Source organism: Oceanibacterium hippocampi (assembly GCF_900172325.1).
In the GTDB taxonomy this organism is placed as follows: domain Bacteria; phylum Pseudomonadota; class Alphaproteobacteria; order Sneathiellales; family Sneathiellaceae; genus Oceanibacterium; species Oceanibacterium hippocampi.
This window is the reverse complement of record NZ_FWFR01000001.1, coordinates 919,959-939,679: the sequence shown is the minus strand read 5'-3', so window position 1 is coordinate 939,679 and position 19,721 is coordinate 919,959. Positions and strand designations below refer to the sequence as shown.

At 66.8% G+C, this 19,721-nt stretch carries 17 protein-coding genes; 13 read left to right on the top strand and 4 right to left on the bottom strand.

The window, feature by feature from the left end; genetic code table 11:
- Nucleotides 1-10: 10 nt before the first annotated feature.
- Nucleotides 11-1,033 (bottom strand): glycosyltransferase family 2 protein, encoded by a 1,023-nt coding sequence (locus OCH7691_RS04385; RefSeq protein ID WP_085882166.1) that lies wholly within the window; start codon nt 1,031-1,033, stop codon nt 11-13.
- 208 nt (nt 1,034-1,241) lie between these two features.
- On the opposite strand from OCH7691_RS04385, the gene OCH7691_RS04380 reads away from it, so the two are divergent.
- Nucleotides 1,242-2,207 (top strand): ATP-grasp domain-containing protein, encoded by a 966-nt coding sequence (locus tag OCH7691_RS04380; protein WP_085882165.1) that lies wholly within the window; start codon nt 1,242-1,244, stop codon nt 2,205-2,207.
- A complete protein-coding gene (locus OCH7691_RS04375; protein WP_085882164.1) occupies nt 2,200-4,239 on the top strand; it encodes a CocE/NonD family hydrolase in 2,040 nt (679 codons plus the stop codon). Before OCH7691_RS04380 ends, OCH7691_RS04375 begins: the two co-directional genes overlap by 8 nt.
- Nucleotides 4,240-4,242: 3 nt before the next feature.
- On the opposite strand, the gene OCH7691_RS04370 is transcribed toward OCH7691_RS04375, so the two are convergent.
- Nucleotides 4,243-5,262 carry a D-alanine--D-alanine ligase family protein gene (locus tag OCH7691_RS04370; RefSeq protein ID WP_085882163.1) on the bottom strand — a complete coding sequence of 340 codons (1,020 nt, stop codon included), beginning with the start codon at nt 5,260-5,262 and terminating at the stop codon, nt 4,243-4,245.
- On the bottom strand, nt 5,259-7,511 hold the full coding sequence (locus tag OCH7691_RS04365) for a hypothetical protein (protein WP_217807790.1): 2,253 nt from the start codon (nt 7,509-7,511) through the stop codon (nt 5,259-5,261). The genes OCH7691_RS04370 and OCH7691_RS04365 overlap by 4 nt, the downstream gene beginning before the upstream one ends.
- Nucleotides 7,512-7,637: 126 nt before the next feature.
- On the opposite strand from OCH7691_RS04365, the gene OCH7691_RS04360 reads away from it, so the two are divergent.
- Nucleotides 7,638-8,351, top strand: coding sequence for an HAD family hydrolase (locus OCH7691_RS04360; protein WP_085882162.1), 714 nt, complete (start codon nt 7,638-7,640; stop codon nt 8,349-8,351).
- Nucleotides 8,352-8,364: 13 nt separating this feature from the next.
- Here the strand turns inward: OCH7691_RS04360 and OCH7691_RS04355 are convergent, their stop codons facing one another.
- Nucleotides 8,365-10,824, bottom strand: a complete 2,460-nt coding sequence (locus tag OCH7691_RS04355; protein ID WP_139839507.1) for a spermidine synthase family protein — start codon at nt 10,822-10,824, stop codon at nt 8,365-8,367.
- A gap of 389 nt (nt 10,825-11,213) precedes the next feature.
- On the opposite strand from OCH7691_RS04355, the gene OCH7691_RS04350 reads away from it, so the two are divergent.
- The 10 genes from OCH7691_RS04350 (at nt 11,214) to OCH7691_RS04305 (ending at nt 19,709) form a co-directional block, all read left to right on the top strand.
- A complete protein-coding gene (locus OCH7691_RS04350; RefSeq protein ID WP_085882160.1) occupies nt 11,214-11,855 on the top strand; it encodes a cysteine hydrolase family protein in 642 nt (213 codons plus the stop codon).
- Nucleotides 11,852-12,619, top strand: coding sequence for an SDR family NAD(P)-dependent oxidoreductase (locus OCH7691_RS04345; protein ID WP_085882159.1), 768 nt, complete (start codon nt 11,852-11,854; stop codon nt 12,617-12,619). Before OCH7691_RS04350 ends, OCH7691_RS04345 begins: the two co-directional genes overlap by 4 nt.
- 47 nt (nt 12,620-12,666) lie before the next feature.
- Nucleotides 12,667-13,857 carry a substrate-binding protein gene (locus tag OCH7691_RS04340; RefSeq protein WP_217807789.1) on the top strand — a complete coding sequence of 397 codons (1,191 nt, stop codon included), beginning with the start codon at nt 12,667-12,669 and terminating at the stop codon, nt 13,855-13,857.
- Between the two features lie 47 nt (nt 13,858-13,904).
- Nucleotides 13,905-14,645: an ABC transporter ATP-binding protein gene (locus OCH7691_RS04335; RefSeq protein WP_217807788.1), complete on the top strand. Its 741-nt coding sequence runs from the start codon at nt 13,905-13,907 to the stop codon at nt 14,643-14,645.
- Entirely contained in the window at nt 14,639-15,340 is a 702-nt protein-coding gene (locus OCH7691_RS04330) for an ABC transporter ATP-binding protein (protein WP_085882157.1), read from the top strand. The genes OCH7691_RS04335 and OCH7691_RS04330 overlap by 7 nt, the downstream gene beginning before the upstream one ends.
- Before the next feature lie 5 nt (nt 15,341-15,345).
- The gene (urtB, locus tag OCH7691_RS04325; protein WP_085882156.1) at nt 15,346-16,203 is read left to right on the top strand and encodes an urea ABC transporter permease subunit UrtB; all 858 of its coding nucleotides are present in this window, start codon (nt 15,346-15,348) and stop codon (nt 16,201-16,203) included.
- A complete protein-coding gene (locus tag OCH7691_RS04320) occupies nt 16,204-17,184 on the top strand; it encodes a branched-chain amino acid ABC transporter permease (protein WP_085882155.1) in 981 nt (326 codons plus the stop codon).
- 103 nt (nt 17,185-17,287) lie between these two features.
- A complete protein-coding gene (locus OCH7691_RS04315; protein ID WP_085882154.1) occupies nt 17,288-17,872 on the top strand; it encodes an amino acid synthesis family protein in 585 nt (194 codons plus the stop codon).
- A gap of 50 nt (nt 17,873-17,922) precedes the next feature.
- Nucleotides 17,923-18,507: an amino acid synthesis family protein gene (locus OCH7691_RS04310; RefSeq protein WP_085882153.1), complete on the top strand. Its 585-nt coding sequence runs from the start codon at nt 17,923-17,925 to the stop codon at nt 18,505-18,507.
- Nucleotides 18,504-19,709, top strand: coding sequence for an amidohydrolase family protein (locus OCH7691_RS04305; protein ID WP_085882152.1), 1,206 nt, complete (start codon nt 18,504-18,506; stop codon nt 19,707-19,709). Before OCH7691_RS04310 ends, OCH7691_RS04305 begins: the two co-directional genes overlap by 4 nt.
- The last annotated feature ends 12 nt before the right edge of the window (nt 19,710-19,721 follow it).

Here is a 19,721-nt window from a genome sequence, read left to right as displayed (position 1 = left end):
CAGGCCCGCTTCAGGAATTGCCGGCCTGCCGCTCGCGCAGCCGTTCGAGCGTTGTCAGCACGCTCGGCTCCGCCAGGTAGCGCATCCGCTTGGCCTCTTCCCGGCCGCGCGTCACGGTATCGAGAATGAGCCCGCAGGCGAACGAGAGGAAGGCGGCGAGCATCAGGCCCGTCGACAGGATGGCCGTCGGGAATCGCGGCACGACGCCGGTCTGCAGGTAGGTGACGACGATCGGGTAGATCAGAATCACCGAGACCAGGGCGAGCAGGAAGGCGCTCCAGCTGAACAGCTGCATCGGCCGCTCCTGCTTCAGCAGCTTCATGATCGTCCAGAGGATGCGGAACCCGTCCCGGAAGGTGTTGAGCTTGCTCGCCGAACCTGCCGGCCGGTCGGAGAATGACGTCATCACCTCGGTCGACGGCATTTCCAGGCCGAGCGCGTGGATGGTCAGCTCGGTCTCGATCTCGAAGCCCGCCGACATCACCGGGAAGGATTTCACGAAGCGGCGCGAGAAGACCCGGTAACCCGACAGCATGTCGCGGAACTCGTCGCCGAATACGGTGCGGACAATCTTCGAGAGCATCCAGTTGCCGAACTTGTGGCCGGCGCGATAGGCCGCGTCGTCGGTCTCGAGCCTGGCCCCGTTGACCATGTCGAGCCCGCGACTGGCCAGCGCCTCGACCAGGCGCGGCGCCGCGGCGGCCTCATAGGTGTCGTCGCCATCGACCATGATGTAGATGTCGGCCTCGATGTCGGCGAACATGCGCCGGACGACGAAGCCCTTGCCCTGGCGGGTTTCTTGGCGGACCACAGCGCCGGCGGCGCGGGCGATCTCGACGGTGCGATCCTTGGAATTGTTGTCGTAGACATAGACCGTCGCCGTCGGCAGAGCCTTGCGGAAGTCGCGCACAACGGCCTCGATCGCCGCCTCCTCGTTGTAGCAGGGGACGAGCACGGCAATGCGCAGGGCCGACCAGTCGGGCGCGCCCTCGGCAGCGGCGGCAACGGATGCGGTTGCGACGGTATTCGACATCGGGAAAGGCCTTCTGGTCTGGACTCTTGCTGCGCCGGCATGGCGGACTGGCTGATCGGCAAATGCGACCGTATCGTCAAATGCTTACCAGATTATGTTTCGGCGATATTAGCAGAAGCCGGCGGCAGGTGCAGCAGGCGACTGCAGCTTCCGGCCGGCGGCCGCGAGACGCTTCACCCGGCACCGGAATTGGTGCAAGATCGACGGCATGCCGATTTGCGAAGCCGATCCTTGGCGCCTGCAATATTTCGAGGGCGTCCCCTGTCCGGACGATGTCCGCGTGCCGACCGAGGATGGCGACGCCTGGACCTGGTATCCCGCCTACAAGTGGGTCTACAACAAGCTTTCGGTCGCCGAGACACAGGGCTTCGTCTGCGGGCCGCACGGCATCGAGCCGCCCGCCTTCCCGGTTTTCTCGAAACCCGTCTTCAACATGCGCGGCATGGGAATCGGCAGTCGGGTGATCCGCACCGAACGCGAGTACAAGGCGAACCAGCGGCCCGGCCATATCTGGATGCCACTGCTCGACGGCGAGCATGTCTCGACCGACGTCGCCGTCGTCGACGGCGAAGCGCGCTGGTGGCGCCATACCTACGGCCTGCCGCTCGAAGGCGGGATGTTCGATTACTGGACCGTGCTGGCCGAACCCCGGCCCGAGATCGAGGCCTATTGCGGCGAGTGGCTCGGCCGCAATCTTCGCGGCTATACCGGCATGGTCAACTTCGAGACCATCGGCAGCCGGATCATCGAGGCCCATCTTCGCTTCGCCGACCAGTGGCCCGACCTCTATGGCGGACGGCCCTGGGTCGAGGCGCTGGTCCATCTCTATGCAGCCGGCGAATGGATCTACGACGATTCCGAGCGGCGGACCGGCTACAGCGTCGTGCTGTTCGGGGCCCATAACGTCGAATTCAGCCATCCGCCGGCCGAACTCCTCGACGAGATCCGCGCGATGCCCGGCGTGACCAGCGTGCAGGTGACCTTCCATCAGGACCGCCCGCCTGCCTGGCATGCCATGCCGCCGGGCGGCTTCCGCCTCGCGATCGTCAATTGCTGGGACCTGGAAACCGGCATGCGGGCACGCGACCGGCTGGCACTTTCCTTCTGGTCGACACAGCATATGCGGCCGCGGCGCGGGCGGAAGGCCGTCGCTGCGCCGGTCGGCAATGACTGAGATCGCCGACCTTTCCGATCTGTCGGGCATCGAGGAAATCGAGAATATCTGGATCCCGATGCCCGACGGTGTCCGCCTCGCGGCGCGGCTGTGGCGGCCGCGCGACGCGGCGGGCAGGCCGGTCCCGGCGATTCTCGAGTTCCTGCCCTATCGCAAGCGCGACTTCATGCGCTCTCGCGACGAGCCGATGCACCGCTACTACGCGATGTCCGGCTATGCCAGCCTGCGGGTCGACCTGCGCGGCAGCGGCGATTCCGAGGGCGTGTTGCACGACGAATATTCGCCCGCCGAGCATGCCGACGCGGTCGCCATCATCGAGTGGCTGGCGGAACAGCCCTGGTGTTCGGGCGCCGTCGGAATGACCGGGATTTCCTGGGGTGGCTTCAACGCGCTGCAGGTCGCCGCACTCGCTCCGCCGGCGCTCAAGGCGATCATCACGCTTTGCGCCGCCGACGACCGCTACAGCGACGACGCCCATTACAAGGGTGGATGCCTGCTCAACGAGAACATGCAATGGGGCTCGATCCTCATGCTCTACAACGCGCTTCCGCCCGACCCGGACATCTCCGGGCCCGGCTGGCGCGACCAGTGGAAGGCCCGGATCGAGGCGGTCGAGCCCTCGCCGATGGTCTGGATGCGGCATTCCTCGCGCGACGAATACTGGCGCCACGGCTCGGTCTGCGAGGACTGGTCGGCGATCCGCTGTCCGGTTTACGCGATCGGCGGCTGGGCCGACGGCTACACCAACGCGATACCGCGCCTGCTGGAGAACCTGAGCGGTCCGCGCAAGGGCCTGATCGGCCCTTGGGCGCATGCCTTCCCGCACGACGCGGTGCCAGGCCCGGCGATCGGCTACCTGCAGGAAGCGGTGCGCTGGTGGGATCACTGGCTGAAGGGCCGGGACACCGGGATCATGGACGAGCCGGTCTTCCGGGCCTGGATGCAGGACAGCATCCCGCCGCAGCCGCAATACGAAACCTGGCCGGGGCACTGGGTCGCCGAAAGCGAATGGCCGAGCCCGCGGATCGAGCAACGCCGGCTCTATCTCAACTGGGGCTTCCTTGCCGACACGCCGGGCACGGTCGACGAGATCGCCTTCTCCTCGCCGCACACCCTCGGCGTGCGCGGCGGCGAATGGTGCGGTTTCGGCGCCGACGGCGAGGCTGCCCGCGACCAGCGCGCCGATGACGGCGGTTCGCTCGTCTTCGACAGCGACGCCCTCGACGATCCGATCGAACTGCTCGGCGCGCCGGTGCTCGAACTCGACATCATGGCGAACCGGCCGGTCGCCTTTCTCATCGCCCGGCTCTGCGACGTCCATCCGGATGGCGCCTCCTCGCGCATATCCTACGGCATTCTCAATCTCTGCCATCGCGACGGCCATGACGCGCCGCAACCTATGGTCCCCGGCAAATGGTACCGGGTGCGGCTGACGTTGGACGTGCTCGGCCAGACGGTGCCGGCCGGCCATCATCTCAGGCTCGGCCTCTCGACCGACTACTGGCCGATGATCTGGCCGACGCCGGAGGCCGTCACGCTGCATGTCCGGGTCGCGACCGGCTTCCTCGACCTGCCGGTCCGACCGCCGCGCGCGGAAGACGCCCTGCTGCCCGAATTCGGGCCGCCGATCGCCGCTGCCGGCAGCCAGCACAAGAAGCTCCGCCACCTGCCGATGCGGCGGACCATCGAGATCGACCTCGCGACCAGCGAAATGGTCTATACGCTCCGCGGCGACGGCGGCGAGCTAGGCGGGGCGGCGCTTTCGCGGATCGAGGAAATCAACCTCGATATCGGCTACACCATGATGAAGCGCTACCGGATTATCGAGAACGATCCGTTGTCGGCGCAGACCGAGCTGTCGCAGGCCGCGGTCCTGCGGCGGAACGGCTGGTCGGTCCGGGTCGAATGCCGGACCCGGCTCTCGGCGACCGCCGACGCCTTCCAGTTTTCCGGCGATCTCGAGGCCTTCGAGGCCGACGTTCCCTTCGCCTCGCGCCACTGGACGGTGGCGATCCCGCGCCAGTGCCTCTGAGCGTCAGGCGCGGGCGCGCCCGACCCGGCGGATCGCCGCGTCGATGACCATTTCCAGCATGCGCGGATAGTCGATCCCGGCGAAACCCGCCATGAAGGCGAGCTTGCCGTCGTTGGCCCAGGCCGGATTGGGGTTGATCTCCATCAGCTTCGGCCGGCCGTCGGCGGCGCAGCGAAAATCGAAACGGCCGTAATCCTGCAGCCCGAAGCGCCGGAACAGCCGTTTCGCCGAGGCTTCGAGCCGGCCCGTCGCGGCGCCGTCGAGGGCGGCCCGGCGGAACCGGATCTCGGTCCAGTAGGGCGAGGACGGGTCGACCTTCGATTCGAAGGACAGGATCGGGTTCAGGCCCGCCGGCAAGCCCGAGAAATCGACCTCGAGCGGCGGCAGCGCGCGCAAGCCGTAGTCCGGGTTGCCGATCAGGCCGAGACCGTATTCCGGTCCCGGCAGATATTCCTGCCAGAGGATGTCGCGGCCGGGAAGTTCGCTCCGGAGAAAGGCCAGATAGCGCCGCGCGGCGGCCTCGTCACGCACCACCGCGTCCTTGGTGATCCCGACGCTGCCGTCGGCGGCGTTCGGCTTCAGCAGCGCCGGGTAGAGATCCGGCAGGCTGTCGAGCCGGTCGCCGGCCAGGATGAAGGTCTCGCGCGGGACCTCGACGCCAAGCGCTTCGGCAACCAGGCGGACGATCTGCTTGTCGAAGCAGAGCACCATCGCCTGCGGCGTGGCGCCGGTATAGGGGATGTCGTGCAGTTCGAGCCAGGCCGGCAGGTTGAGCTCGCGGGTCGGCCAGTTGCCGACGCCCGTGTCGCAGAAATTGACGACCAGGTCGGGCGGTTCGGCGGCCAGCCGCTCGAACAGGCCCCGATGGTCGTTGCAGACGGTCACGTCGAATCGCCCGAGTCCCTCCAGCGCGGCGACCATCGCCTCGTGCGCGGCAAGATCCTCGAGCCCGTAGGCGGCGCCGAGCTTGGTCGGGTCTGCCGTGCCGTGATCGCCGGTGATGACCGCGAGACGGCGGATCATCGTTCGCCGCCAGCGCCGACGGGCGGCGTCGGCCGGTAATGCGCCGGTGTCGCGCCGCCCCGGCTCTGCCGCAGTCCGGCCGCGTCCGGTCGTTCGAGCTCCGCCCCTGCGGCCAACGCCGCCTTGCGGTCGACCGGCCAGGGTTCGGGATGATCCGGCGGTGGCATGGCGTCGGCATGGTAATAGGCGATCCGCTGCTTCGCCGGGTCCATCGTGGCCTCCCGTTCCGGTTCGATGTCGCGTTCGTTGACGCCACGCGGCCGGACGCAGACCCCGTCGACGATTTCCAGGTCGAGCCACCAGCGCTTCAGCGGATTGCGCCGGCCGTGGCCGAGCGCGTCGTCGGCCCGCACGGCAAGCGGCACGAGGGCGGGCTTGGCCCACATGGCGTTGACGCCGAGCCAGCTCGCGGCCTGGGTGATCAGCGGGCCATCCGCCGAGATCACCTTGTTGAGCGGACAGGTCTTCATGCAGCGGCCGCAGGCCGAGCCTTTCGGGTTGGTGACCCGGTAGCGCGTGCAGCGCTCGACATCGGGCTTCCACATCTCGTAGCCGTTGAACATCACCTTGTCGCCCCAGAAGATCGCGTCGCAGGGACATTCGCGGGCGCATTTCATGCAGTGATTGCAGAAATACTGCAGCCCGAAATCGATCGGCCGGTCGACCTCGAGCGGCAGGTCGGTCGTCAGCACCACCGACTTGAAGCGCGGGCCGACGAAGGGGTTGAGCACCAGTTCGCCGATCCGGCTGAGTTCGCCAAGTCCGGCCCAGAGGACCAGCGGGATATGCAGCACGTCGCTGTCGAGGTTGGTCTGCGGGCGCGCCGGGATGCCCTGGTCGCGCAGCGTGTCCGCCATGATGCCGGCGATCGCCGCGCCCCGCATGTAGCCGCGCATCGACTGGGCCCCGGATATCCAGTCATCGCCGCTCGCCCCCTCCATGGTGTCGTATTCCTGGTCGATCAGCATGACCACCGCGTAGCGGTGGTAGGGCTCGATCGGGCGGCCGTCCTCCTTGTGGGAAAACCAGGCATAGCGGGGGATCTCGCAAATCCCGGTCAGGTCGGCGCCAAGGAAGTAGGAGAGCGACTTGAGCGCCCGGCTGTTCGCCGCCGGGTCGTCGAGGTCGCCGGCCTCCGCCGCGACCGGACCGTCCTGCAGCGGCACCATGTTGCGGATCAGCGGGATCATCGCCTGGGCGAAGGGATGCTTGGTCGCAAAACGGGCGCGCTCCACCTGCGCCTTCTGCCCCAGGTCGCCCTTGAGCGCGCGTTCGAAGAAGGCGGCCCGCTTAGGCACGCGCGGCACCTCGTCGTCGAGGATGAGCGTCGTCGGCCGATCGACCCGCTTCACCTGCTCCATCGGGTAGCGGCTCAGATGGCTCGCCCGGCCCGCCCTGCGGTTCCGCTCCCGGCCCGATTCCGCGCCGTTGATGCCGAGCCAGTAATGCAGGCCGCGGGCGCCGTCAGCCTGTTCGTCGAGCGGCTCGTCGAGGGCAAGCGCGTAGTCGGTCGAGACGACGGCGAGCGAAAAGCGATCGTCGAGAAACGGGTTGGCAATACCGCGCCCCGTGCGGATCGCGATCCCCGCAAGCACTGCCAGACGCTCGAAGTCCAGCGCCTCGTCGTCGCCGGTTGCGGCCGCCGCGCCGTGCGCCCGGGCGGGAAAGCCCATGTAACGGATATGGCCGGCCACGCAGCAGGCGATCTCGAAGGCGCGGAGCGCCGCCGTCGCCGCGACCTCGCCATCGACCCAGTCCCGCGCCGGATTGCCCGCCTCCGGCAGCCGGCCATGTTCGACCAGGATCACGACCGCGTGGTCGCCCGCTACCGCCGCGCCGCCGGCGCACCGGGCCGAATCCGGAATGCGGCAAATCCCGACCTGGGAGGCGTTGAGGAAATAGGCACCGCCCTTGATGTCGACGGCGCGGCGCGCGATGTCGTCGGGAACCGGGGCCTTCGCCGGCGCCACCGGGCCGTCGGCGAAACCGGCGAACAGGCTCGCGTAGCGCGCTAGCGCCCGGCCGAACGGCCCCTTCGCGGCAACGGGATCGCCGTTCGCCGTCGCCGCAGCCGCAGCCGCGCCGGGCGGAGCGGCCGATTCCTCGCGAGCGATGATGCGGCGGTCCCGGCCGAGCGCCTCGAGCGGGAACGGGCCGAAATGGTAGGGCCGCTTCTCGGATGCCGCGCGCAGGATCAAGTCACTCTCTCCCTCGTCCGGATCGGTCGACGCCGACTTGCCTGCGATCATACGACACGGCATCCGGTCCGGCGCAAGCGGACTGACGGTCGCGGCCGCGATTTTCGGTTGCTCCCGCGCGTCGTCTCTGCTGACGTGACCGGGTCCGGATCGATCCAATGCCGCAGGACTGACACGATGGCCCCGGCCGCCCCGCTTTCGACCATCGGCTTCGATGCCGACGACACGCTCTGGCACAACGAGCAATTCTTCCGCCTGACCGAGGACCGCTTCACCCTGCTGCTCGCCGATCATGCGGAGGCAGGGCATCTGGCGGAACGGCTGCTCGCGGCCGAGCGGCGCAATCTGGCGCTCTACGGATTCGGCATCAAGGGCTTCACGCTCTCGATGATCGAGACCGCGCTCGAGGTCACCGGAGGCCGGGTGCCGACACGGGTGATCGGCGAGATCCTCGATGCCGGGCGCGACATGCTGCGCCACCCGGTCGAGACCCTGCCGGGCGTCGAGGCGACCTTGCAGGCGCTCGCCGGCCGCTTTCGCCTGGTGATGATCACCAAGGGCGACCTGTTCGACCAGGAACGCAAACTCGCGCAATCGGGACTGGGCGAGCTGTTCGACGCGATCGAGATCGTCAGCGACAAGGGGCGCGAAACCTACGAGCGGATCTTCGCCCGCCACGGCGACGGCGCCGAACGGGCGATGATGGTCGGCAATTCACTGAAGTCCGACGTCATCCCGGCGCTCGAGGCCGGCAGCTGGGCGGTCCATGTCCCGCACGAGCTGACCTGGGCGCTCGAACATGCCGACCCGCCGCGCGCTGCGGCGCGCTTCCATCGTCTCGACCGTCTCGACGAACTGCTGCCGCTTCTCGACAGATTGACCGCCGCCTGACAGGCCGCCCCGCCTATTGCGCGGCGACCTGCGCACCCAGCCCGCGCGCCAGGCGGAGGAAATGGCCGCGGCGAAGCAGGAGGACCTGCGAGCAGGCCAGGAGATAGGCCGAGAAGGCAATGGTCATCGTCACCTCGAAGCCGAGATAAAGCGCCAGCAGCACGCTCGCGATGCCGCCGATCACCGTGAACAGGCCGTTGATCGCCCAGGCCCAGGCGACCAGTCGTCGCGGAAAGCCGGCGAGCGCCGACACGCCGAGCGGGAACGGCATGCCGAGGAAGAAGGAAAGCGGCGCCACTGCGGCCACGGTCAGCAGGATCCGGCCGGTGAGCGGCAGGACGAGGCCAGCCTGGATGAACGGTTCATAGAACAGTACCAGCAGCAGGCCGCAAACCGCGATGCCGGCGAAGGGAAGCCACCAGCGCCCGTCGATCTGGACGCGGAGCCCGGTGCCGGCAAGGCTGCCGATCCCGGAAAACAGCAGCATCGAGAACAGCACCGTCGAGAAGGTGTGCAGCGGCGGGCCGATCAGTTCCATGAAGATCTGCACGAGGGTCAGTTCGAGCACGATGAAGCCGAAACCGAGGCAGGCGAAATAGGCGATGAAGCTGGCCCGTCCCTCGCCGACCGCCTGTGCCACCGGGGCGAAACGCATCGGCAGGAGAATGAAGATCAGGGCGAAGACAAAGGCCGAGATCGTCGTCACCACCAGATGAATGATATCGGTCGGCACGAAGCGGCGGAGCTGGCTGTTCTGGATGCCCGCCGTGCTGCGGTCGATATGCAGCGCCTTGTCCTCGACCACATGACCCAGGCTGGCCCGCAGATAGTTGAAGAACGGCCGGTCGTCGGTGGAGGGATAGAGCCGGATCGGCGAATCCTCGAGTCCCTCGTCGGAATAGTCGCCGCTGTAGAACGAAGCCGGCAGGAAGCTCCGTTGCGGATGGGTTGGGTTCTCGATCAACTGGACCTGCTGCGGCGACTTCGCGAGAAAGCCTTGCAGGTCGTCCAGCTCCTCCGCCGTCCAGGGCGTCATCTTGATCAGCAGCGTCGGCACGGCATCCAGTTCGACCTCGCGCTCGAAAATCGCGACATGACGCTGGAAATCGGTCAGTCCCATGCGCTTCCAGGCGAGCGCCGCGGTCGTGATCATGCGCGGGAAGACGTGGTGGTTGATCTGCAGCACGCCGTCCGGCTTCAGGTGGCTGAAATATTCGACATAGGCGCCGGCGGTCTGCAGATAGGTGGTCTGCATCGCGCCCGTCCCGGAGGCGATGCTGGAGCTGGTGTGGTTCGAGAAGATCTGGATGATGTCATAGCGCTTCTCGCGCGCCCGGAGGAAACTCCTCCCCTCACCGCGGACGGTCCGGACACGGGAGTCGTTGAAGAGGTTGCCGATATAGTCGGCATAGGGACCCTTCGCCAGTTCGGTGACCGTGCCGACCATCTCGACGGCGTCGACCGAGGCGGCCCCGAAGGTGAGCGCCGCCTTGGCTTCCTGCCCGCCCGCGCTGCCGATCACCAGGACCTCGGCGCCGCTGTCCCGCTTGAGATAATGGGAGGCGGCGACGCTGAGGAACCAGAATTGCTGGTCGGGATCGACACTGCCGTCCTCGAGGCCGCGGCGCAGGGCATCATAGTCCCCGTCGAACTTGTAGAAATGCGTGCTCTGGGTGCCGCCGTCATAGGCGACATGGAAGCGGTTCGGTCCGAGATCGCCGCTGTCGCCCTCGCTCGGCCTGACGACGTCGATGCGCGAGATCGGGTCCCAGCGGGAAAACTCGATCCGACCCTCGTCTGCAGCCGTGCGGACGCCGCGCTTGTCGACATGGAAATCGAAGTCGTAGATCGCCGGTGCATGTACCGCCGGCACGGCCATGAGGGCGAGACCGGCCACCGCGAGGGTTGCGGTTGTCACCCGGGTCGTCGCGAACATCGCGCCGGCGAGCAGCGCCATCCCGCCCGCCGCGATCAACAGCCCGCCCGGGCCGATGAGCGGCAGGAACGGCACGAAGGCGACACAGCCGACGCCGGCGCCGACCAGGTCGAAGAAATAGAGCCGGCCGATCTTGTCCGCGTGGAAGCTGAAGATCTTGGAGAAGATCAGTCCAGCCGCGAAAAACGGCGCCATCAGCGCCAGATAGACCCCGAGAAAAGCCAGAAGCTGCTTCACCGGATGGGCGGCGATATCCTCGTAGTCGAACGGCAGGGCGTTGCAGATCGGCAGAAACAGCGCCAGCGTGAGCGCATAGCCGATCGAGGCCTGCACGGCGATCTTACGCGGCTCGCCCTGCAGGAAATTCGGGAACAGCACGAGGTAGATGCCGCCCAGTCCCAGCGAGAACATCGCGCAGGTGATGATCATGTAGCCGATATTCGCGGTCAGGATGACGTCGAACACCCGGATCAGGAGCAGTTCCGACACCAACGTGACGAACGCGATCAGAAAAATTCCACAACTGATACGGCGCATTGTCTTTACTTTCCGCCTGAAGACGTCACCCGGAAATCGGGGCGTTTCCCAAAACGCTTCGCAAGCATATAGACCGCTCACACCGCCTGAATAGTGGCATGCAACTTCCTGCGCGAAATATTTCCGGAACTCTGATCCTCAAATCGTAAATAATCGGTGTTATCGCTTCCGATCTCGATGCGCGGCGCCGCGCGAACGAGGGGCCTTGCGGAACAGACCCTGAGGACAACAGGGGCGGGCAGCACGGGATGACCCGTGGCCGCTCACAACTTATTCGTCGCAAGCTGTACAAACATAAGGAGAATTACCTCCGGGCAGGCACTCCCGGACCGATTGACGCCCCAAAATATCATGTGTACACATATAAAAATTCGAAGCCGGGGGTCCGCATGTCCGACGTCTTTTCCAGCAAGAATCTCGCCGCTTCCGTGACGCTCGATCCGGCCACGACGGCGATCGTCGTGGTCGACATGCTCAACGATTTCTGCAAGCCGGGCGGGGCCATGGTGCTGCCCGGATACGAGCGCCTGATCGGGCCGCAGCGCCAGGTGATCGCGGCCGGACGCGAGGCCGGTGCGCCCATTGTCTTCGTCATAGACGCGCATCGCGGCAATGCCCGCCAGGATCGCGAATTCCTCAAGCGCACGCCGCATTGCATCGAGGGCGAATGGGGCTCGGGCGTGATCGACGATCTCGAGCCGCAGGCGGACGACATCAGGATCATCAAGCGGCGCTACTCCGCCTTCTTCAACACCGACCTCGACGTCACGCTGCGCGATTTCCGGATCCGTTCGCTGGTCGTCATGGGCGTGGTGACCAATATCTGCGTGCGCTCCACCATCCATGACGCCTTCTTCATGGGCTACGAATGCGTCGTGCCGGAGGATTGCGTCGCGGCGACGGGTCCGCGCGAGCAGGAATCCTCGCTCTACGACATCGCGACCCACTTCGGCGTCGTCTCGACCGCGCAGAGCGTCTCGGCGCATCTGCTCGGCAAAGGCCCGCTGGATATCCTGGACCTCGAGACATGAGACTTGCCGCAAAGGTCGCCGTCATCACCGGCGGCAGCAACGGCATCGGCGCGGCGGCGGCCGTCCTGTTCGCCCGCGAAGGAGCGAAGGTCGTCGTCGCCGACATCGACGCAGACGCCGGTCGGGCGCGTGTCGCGGAGATCGCAGCGGCCGGCGGCGAGGCCGTCTTCGCGGCCTGCGACGTCGGCGTCACCGACGACATCAAGTCCGCCTTGCAGCAGGCGGTCGACACCTTCGGCGGCCTCGACATCCTGTTCAACAATGCCGCGATACAGAATACCCGGTCGATTCTCGAGACCTCGGACGAGGATTTCGACCTCTCGATCCGGGTCAACCTTAAGAGCGTCTTCGTCGGCATCCGCGAGGCCGCCCGGCTGATGATCGCGCAGGGACGCGGCGGGGCGATCGTCAACACGTCGTCGAGCTTCGCCATCGTCGGCTCGCCGGGTTACGCGGCTTATCACGCGACCAAGGGGGCGATCTCCTCGCTGACCCGGGCAGCGGCGATCGGCCTGATGGAGCACGGCATCCGGGTCAACGCGATCTGCCCCGGCACGATCGACACGCCCGGCTTGCGCCGCGGTGTTGCGACGACGGCCGACGACCCGGCCGAGGCATTGGACCGCTATCTTGCGCTGCAACCCATGAAGCGCTTCGGAACGGCCGAAGAGATCGCCCAGGCGGCGCTCTTTCTCGCGAGCCCCGAGGCCAGCTTCGTAACCGGAGAGAATCTCGTCGCCGACGGTGGCTACACCATCGTCTGAACCAACCGGCGTGGGGATCGCCGGCAATCAACAACAAGGAGGCACACTTGAAAACGTTCAACAGCAAGTTCACCCGTCGCCGGGTCCTGACAAGCGCCGCCGGCGTCGCCGGTGGCGCCGCCGTCATGTCGGTCGCCGCACCGTTCGTGGCCCGCGCCGCGGAAACCATCAAGCTCGGCGTGCTGCTGCCCTTCTCGGGCGGCCTTGAGCTCTTCGGCCAGCAGGGCACGCAGGGCATCGGCATGGCGGTCGACGAGGCGAACGCCGCCGGCGGCGTGCTCGGCCGGCAGATCGAGATCGTCAAGGCCGACAACCGGACCGACCCCAAGACCTCGGTCGAACGCGCCGCACAGCTCATCCAGCGCGACAAGGTGCACGCGATCATCGGCCCGGTCACCAGCGCCGCCCGCGACGCGATCAAGTCGACGGTCGAGCGTTACAAGACGCCGCTGCTTTACGCGACCGATTACGAAGGCGGCGTGTGCAGCAAGACGATCTCCTGCTACAGCGCCCTGCCCGCCCATTACGTCGATCCGCTGATGCCCTATCTGCAGGAGACCGTGGGCGAGAGCTTCTACCTGTTCGGTGCCGACTATGTCTGGCCGCAGCAGATGAACAAGGCGATTCGCCGGGTGATCGAAGGGGCGAACGGCACCGTCGTCGGTGAGGAATACACACCCTTCGGCATGAAGGATTTCGCCACCACGATCCGCAAGATCGAGGAATCCGGGGCCAAGTGCGTCGTGCTCACGGTTCCGGGCGCCGACGGCATCACCTTCGTTAAGCAGTTCACGGCGGCCGGCATGAAGTCGAAATGCCGGATCGCCTTCATGGGCTTCAACGAGAATTACCTGCCGGGCCTGAGCGACGAGGAATCGAACGGCATCATCGGCTGCTCGCATTTCATCCAGACCCTGGACCGGCCGGAAGCGCACGACTTCGTCGCCCGCCAGAAGGCCAAGTTCGGCGACGACGTCACGGTGAGCTACTACGTCGATTCACATTACGGCATCACCAAGTTCTTCATCGAGGCGATCAGGCGCGCCGATTCCGACCAGAAGGACAAGATCATGGCGGCGCTGCCCGGTCAGACCCTGACCGTCGGCAACGGCGAGGTCACGCTGCGTCCGGAAGACCTGCATGTGGATCTGAACATGCTGATCTTCGAGGCCCAGGGCGGCAAGCTCAACCAGCAGAAGTATATCGGCCGGATCTCCGCGCCGAGCCAGTGCGCCTGACGCCCGCACGACCGTAACGAAGGTTCAGGACTGCGATGTCGCCGATCTTGTCGATTGAGGCCGTCACCAAGAATTTCGGCGGCATCCAGGCCCTGAACGGAGTCGACCTGCAGCTTCCGGACGGCGATGTGAAATGCATCATCGGCCCGAACGGCTGCGGCAAGAGCACGCTGTTCAATATCATCTCCGGCGCATTGCCGCCGACTTCCGGTCGCGTGGAGTTCGCCGGAGAGGATATTACCGGGCTCACCCCGCCGATCATCAGCCGTCTCGGCGTCGGCCGGAAATTCCAGGTCCCGGCTGTGTTCGGCGACATGACGGTGACCGAGAACATCGAGATCGCCGCCGCCGCCGCGAAACGTGCCTATCTGCCGCTCTCGATGCTGCGCCGACGCCCCGACCGTTCGGATTATGACCGGCTGTTGGCCGACAGCGGCCTCGGCGACTATGCCGGCGTCGTGGCCAGCGAACTGCCGCACGGCATCAAGCAGCGGCTTGAGATCATGATGCTGGTGACGACCAGCGCGCGGCTCCTGCTGCTCGACGAGCCGACCGCCGGCATGACGGAGGCGGAGACCGCGGCAACCGTCGCGCTGATCCGCGATATCCGGGCGAACCTGGGGGTCTCGATCCTCGTCATCGAGCACGACATGGCCTTCGTTCGCGAGCTCGATTGCCCGGTCGTCGTCATGATGAAGGGCGCCGTGCTGACCGAAGGCGCCTACGACGACATCAAGGACGATCCGGAAATCCGCCGCGCCTATCTCGGGGAGCCGGTCGCATGCTGACCGTCAGCGATCTTCGCGCCGGCTACAGCCGCGGCGCCGACGTCCTGAAAGGGCTCCGTTTCGACGTCGCAAAGGGCGAATCCGTCGCCCTGATGGGGCGGAACGGCATGGGCAAGACGACCTTCGTCAAGGCCCTGATGGGCTGCCTGCCGCATGTCCGCGGCTCGATCACCTTCAACGGCACTGAGATCCGCGGCCTGCCGCCCTACCGCATCAGCAACCTTGGCATCGCCTACGTACCGCAAGGGCGGGAGATCTTCGGCGATTTCACGGTCGCGGAGAATCTCGCGATGGGCGTCATCGGCAAGCCGCTCAAGGTGGATAGCGTCGATTTCGTATTCGACTATTTCCCGATCCTCGCCGAGCGCCGGACGCAGCTTGCCGGAACCATGTCCGGCGGGCAGCAGCAGCAGCTGGCGATTGCCCGCGCCCTCGTCGGACGGCCGCAACTGCTACTGCTCGACGAGCCGTCGGAAGGGATCCAGCCGTCCATCGTGCAGGATATCGCCATGACCCTGAAGCGCATTGCCGCCGAGGAGGCGCTGACCGTGATCGTGGTCGAGCAGAATATCGACCTCGTCTTCCGCCTCGCGACAAGCGTGCGATTCATCGAAAACGGGCTGATCAAGACCGGCGTGTCGATCGACGAGGTTCGATCGGACCCGACCCTGGTCAGCCGCTATCTGACGGTGTAGCCGACATGAGCCTGATATTCCTGATCGGCCTCGACGCGACCGGATATGTCCTCGCCCTGCTGCTCGTCTGCATCGGCCTGGTCATCATCTTCGGCATGATGAACGTCATCAACCTGGCCCATGGCGAACTGTTCCTGATCGGCGCCTACAGCGTCGTCTACACGCAGTCGCTCGGGGCGCCGTTCTGGCTGGTGCTGATCGTCGCCTTCTGCCTCGTCGCCTTCATCGGGCTGCTGATCGAACAGTTCATCATCCGCCATATCTACCACCGCTTCCTCGACACGATCCTCGCGACGTGGGGCATATCGCTGGCCCTGAAGCAGGCGATCATCGTGATCTTCGGCCCGGCCTCGCAGCAGGTCGTCGCGCCGTTCGCGGAACCGGTGGCGTTTCTCGGCATCACCTACTCGTCCTACCGCCTGTTCGTGATGGCGATGGCGATCGCGGTCACGGCCGCGACCTTCCTCGTGCTCTACAAGACCAAGCTCGGCCTGACCGCCCGCGGCGTCATCGCCAACCGCCAGATGGCGAGCTGTCTTGGCGTCAACACGCGGCGGATCGACCGCCTCACCTTCGCCTTCGGCTCGGGCCTCGCCGGCCTCGCGGGGGCCGTCATGGCGCCGCTGATGAGCGTCGATCCGCAAATGGGCGTCGGCTTCCTGATCCCGGCCTTCCTGTCGATCCTGGTCGGCGGCGCGGCAAGCCCGGTCGGGGCGATCTGGGGGGCCGCGGTCATCGGCACCTCGAACAGCGTGATCGCCGCCGTCTGGACGCCTGTCATTGCCCAGATCCTCGTGTTCAGCCTCGCGATCGTCGTCATCCGGATCCTCCCGAACGGCATTGCCGGATGGAAGAAGAAGTAGATGCGCCGTCCGTCCTCCCCGCTGACCGTCGCCGTCTGGGCCGTCCTCGCCCTCTGCCCGCTCGTCGTCGACGACTGGAACCTCGGCCTGCTCGCGCAACTGATGATCTACGGCATCTTCGCGATGAGCCTGTCGTTCATCTGGGGACAGGGCGGCCTGCTCTGCTTCGGCCAGGCGCTGTTCTTCGGCCTCGGCGCCTACGCGATGGCGCTGACCACGAAGGGCCTGCTTCCGGGTGTCCCGGCAAGCGCCCTGGTCGGCTTCCTGCTGGCGCTGGCGCTGCCCGGGACGGTGGCATTCCTGCTCGGGCTCGCGCTGTTCCGGGGGCGCGGCCTGGTCGGACCCTATTTCGGCATTGTCACCCTGGCCGCGGCGGTCATCGCCGAGCGGCTGGCGGTCAACTGGAACTACATCGGCGGCTTCAACGGCCTGCTCGACATCCCGCCGCTCACGTTCGGCAGCGGCGACGGGGCGATCGAGATCTTCGAGCCGCTGCCGATCTTCCTCATCGTCTTCGGCGCGGCGCTGGTCGTCTACCTGCTGCTGCTCGGCCTCGAACGCTCGCCGTTCGGAACCGTGCTGCGCGGCATCCGCGACAACGAGATGCGGGCCGCCTTCATGGGCTACGACGTCGCCCGCTACAAGGCCGCGAGCTTCGCCGTCGCGGCGGCCGTCGCGGGCTTCGCCGGCGCGCTCTTCGCGATCCAGTTCGCCTTCGTCTCGCCGGCCATTCTCGGCTTCGCACTCTCGACCGAGGTCCTGATCTGGGTCGCGCTAGGCGGCAAGGAGGTCCTGCTCGCCGCCTTCCTCGGGGCGCTGGTCGTGAAGTCCGTCGAGAATGTCCTTTCCGACGCCCTCGGGCAATACTGGCTGCTCGTGCTCGGAATACTCTTTATCCTGTCTGTCGTCCTGCTGCCGCGCGGGCTGCTGGCGCCGGTATTCCGGCTGCGTCTGCCGCGCGGCCTCCGGGGCGGCGGGTGACGGCCGGGCCGGCACCGCGACATCCTGAATTCCCCGGCAATCCCCGGCTGGCGCCGCCAGGCCGGGAGGGTCGGACCGTAAAAAACCAAGGGAGGGCCGGGACATGAGTCTGGTTCAAATTCGACGTATCGCCATCCAGCTCGACGAGATCTTCCACGAGGGCGGAGAGCCCCGGAAGGTGCCGCACCGGCGCGGCGCGATCGCCATGGTCTGCAAGAATCCCTACGCCGGCCGCTATGTCGAGGACATCATGCCGCTGATCGAGGCATTGAACCCGCATGGCCTGGCGATGGCGAAGAAGCTGCTCGCCGCGATGCAGGCCAGGCCGGACGAGATCGAGGCCTATGGCAAGGGCGCGATCATCGGCACCGCCGGCGAGGTCGAGCATGGCGCGGTCTGGCATCCGGCCGGCGGCTACGCGATGCGCGAGGCGCTCGGCGGGACCAAGGCCATCGTGCCGTCGACCAAGAAGGTCGGCGTTGCCGGGACGCGCATCGACATTCCCGTGCATCATGTCAACGCCGCCTACGTCCGCAGCCATTTCGACGCGATCGAGGTCGGCGTTGCCGACGGCCCGCGGCCGGACGAGGCGGTCTTCATCCTGGCGATGACCATCGGGGCCCGCGTCCATGCCCGTGCCGGTGGCCTGCAGACTTCGGAAATCAAGGGCGATGACGGGCTGCGATAAGCCTCGCTAGTATCGTCCATCGGTCCCCACAGCAGAAATCGAGGAACGCCATGTCAGCGGTCATTCGGAAGATCGTCGTTTCAGTCGAGAAGATTTTTCGCGAGAACGGGAAGGCCGTCGATCCGCCGGTGCGCCGGGCGGCCGCGGTCGCGATCGTCGAGAACCCGCTGGCCGGCCGCTATGTCGAGGATCTCGAGCCGCTGATGGCGATCGGCGAGGAACTGGGCGGGCTGCTGGCGGCGGAGGCGGTTGCCGCGCTGGGCGGCGACCATGGCGTGATCGAGAGCTTCGGCAAGGCGGCGATCGTCGGCGCCGACGGCGAACTGGAACATGCGGCGGCGATCCTGCATCCGCGCATCGGCAAGCCGCTGCGCGCCGCGATCGGCGGCGGCCCGGCGCTCATTCCCTCGGCCAAGAAGATGGGCGGCCTCGGCGCGACCATCGACGTACCGCTCGGCCACAAGGACGCGGCTTACGTGCGGACCCATTTCGACGCGATGTGCGTCTCGGTTTCCGACGCGCCGCGCCGCGACGAGATCCTCGTCGCCATCGTGCTGACCGACGGCGGCCGCCCGCTGCCGCGCGTCGGCGGCCTGACCAAGAACGAGATCAAGGGAGAGGACGGTCTGAGATGAGCCACGGAACGGACAACGCCCAGAACCCCGCGGACGGCCAGAAAGTCGTCATCCGGAACATCGGCATCCTGCTCTCGGGCGATTTCGAGAACCCGGTCATGGACGCCGACACCATCGTCGTCGAGAACGGGCTGATCGCCGCCGCCGGGCGCGCGAAGGACGTCGACCAGTCGAACCCGACGTCGGTGATCGACGCCCACGGCTGCGCGGTCATGCCGGGGCTGATCGACAGCCACGTCCATCCGGTGTTCGGCGACTGGACCCCGCGACAGAACCAGCTCGGCTGGATCGAGTCCTTCCTGAACGGCGGCGTCACCACGATGATCTCGGCCGGCGAGGTCCACCTGCCGGGCCGACCGAAGGACATCGTCGGCCTGAAGGCGCTGGCGATCACCGCCCAGCGGGCCTTCTCGGCCTTCCGGCCCGGCGGCGTGAAGGTCCACGCCGGGGCGCCAATCCTGGAAAAGGGGATGGAGGAAGCCGACTTTGCCGAGCTCGCCGGCGCCGGCGTAAGCCTGATTGGCGAAATCGGCCTCGGCAGCGTCAAGGCCGGCGACGAGGCCCGCCAGATGGTCGCCTGGGCGCGCAAGCACGGCATCCAGTCGACGATCCATACCGGCGGCCCGTCCGTGCCAGGTTCCGGCTATATCGACAAGGATGTCATCCTCGAAGCCGATCCGGACGTCATCGGCCATATCAACGGCGGCCACACGGCTCTCCCGCTCGACCAGATCCGCTGCCTCTGCGAGGGCTGCGCGCGCGGTATCGAGGTGGTCCATAACGGCAACGAGAAAGCGGCCCTCTACGCTGTCCGCACCGCCTACGAACTCGACCAGCCGCAGCGCGTCATCCTCGGCACCGACTCGCCGGCCGGCTCCGGCGTGCAGCCGCTCGGCATCCTGCGCACGATGGCCCTGCTCGCCAGCGTGGGCGAGATCCCGGCCGAGCAGGTCGTCTGCTTCGCCACCGGCAACACGGCGCGCATGCGGGACCTCAAGGTCGGGCTGATCGAAACCGGCCGCCCCGCCGACCTGGTGTTCGCCGACCGGCCCCAGCATTCCGCCGGCAAGGATATTCTCGAGGCGCTCTCGATCGGCGACCTGCCAGGCGTCGGCATGGTCATGATCGACGGCATCGTCCGCTGCCAGCGCTCTCGCCACACGCCGCCCGCCGACAAGGTCCCCGAAATCGTCGGCCACTGACCGGCGGTCGCC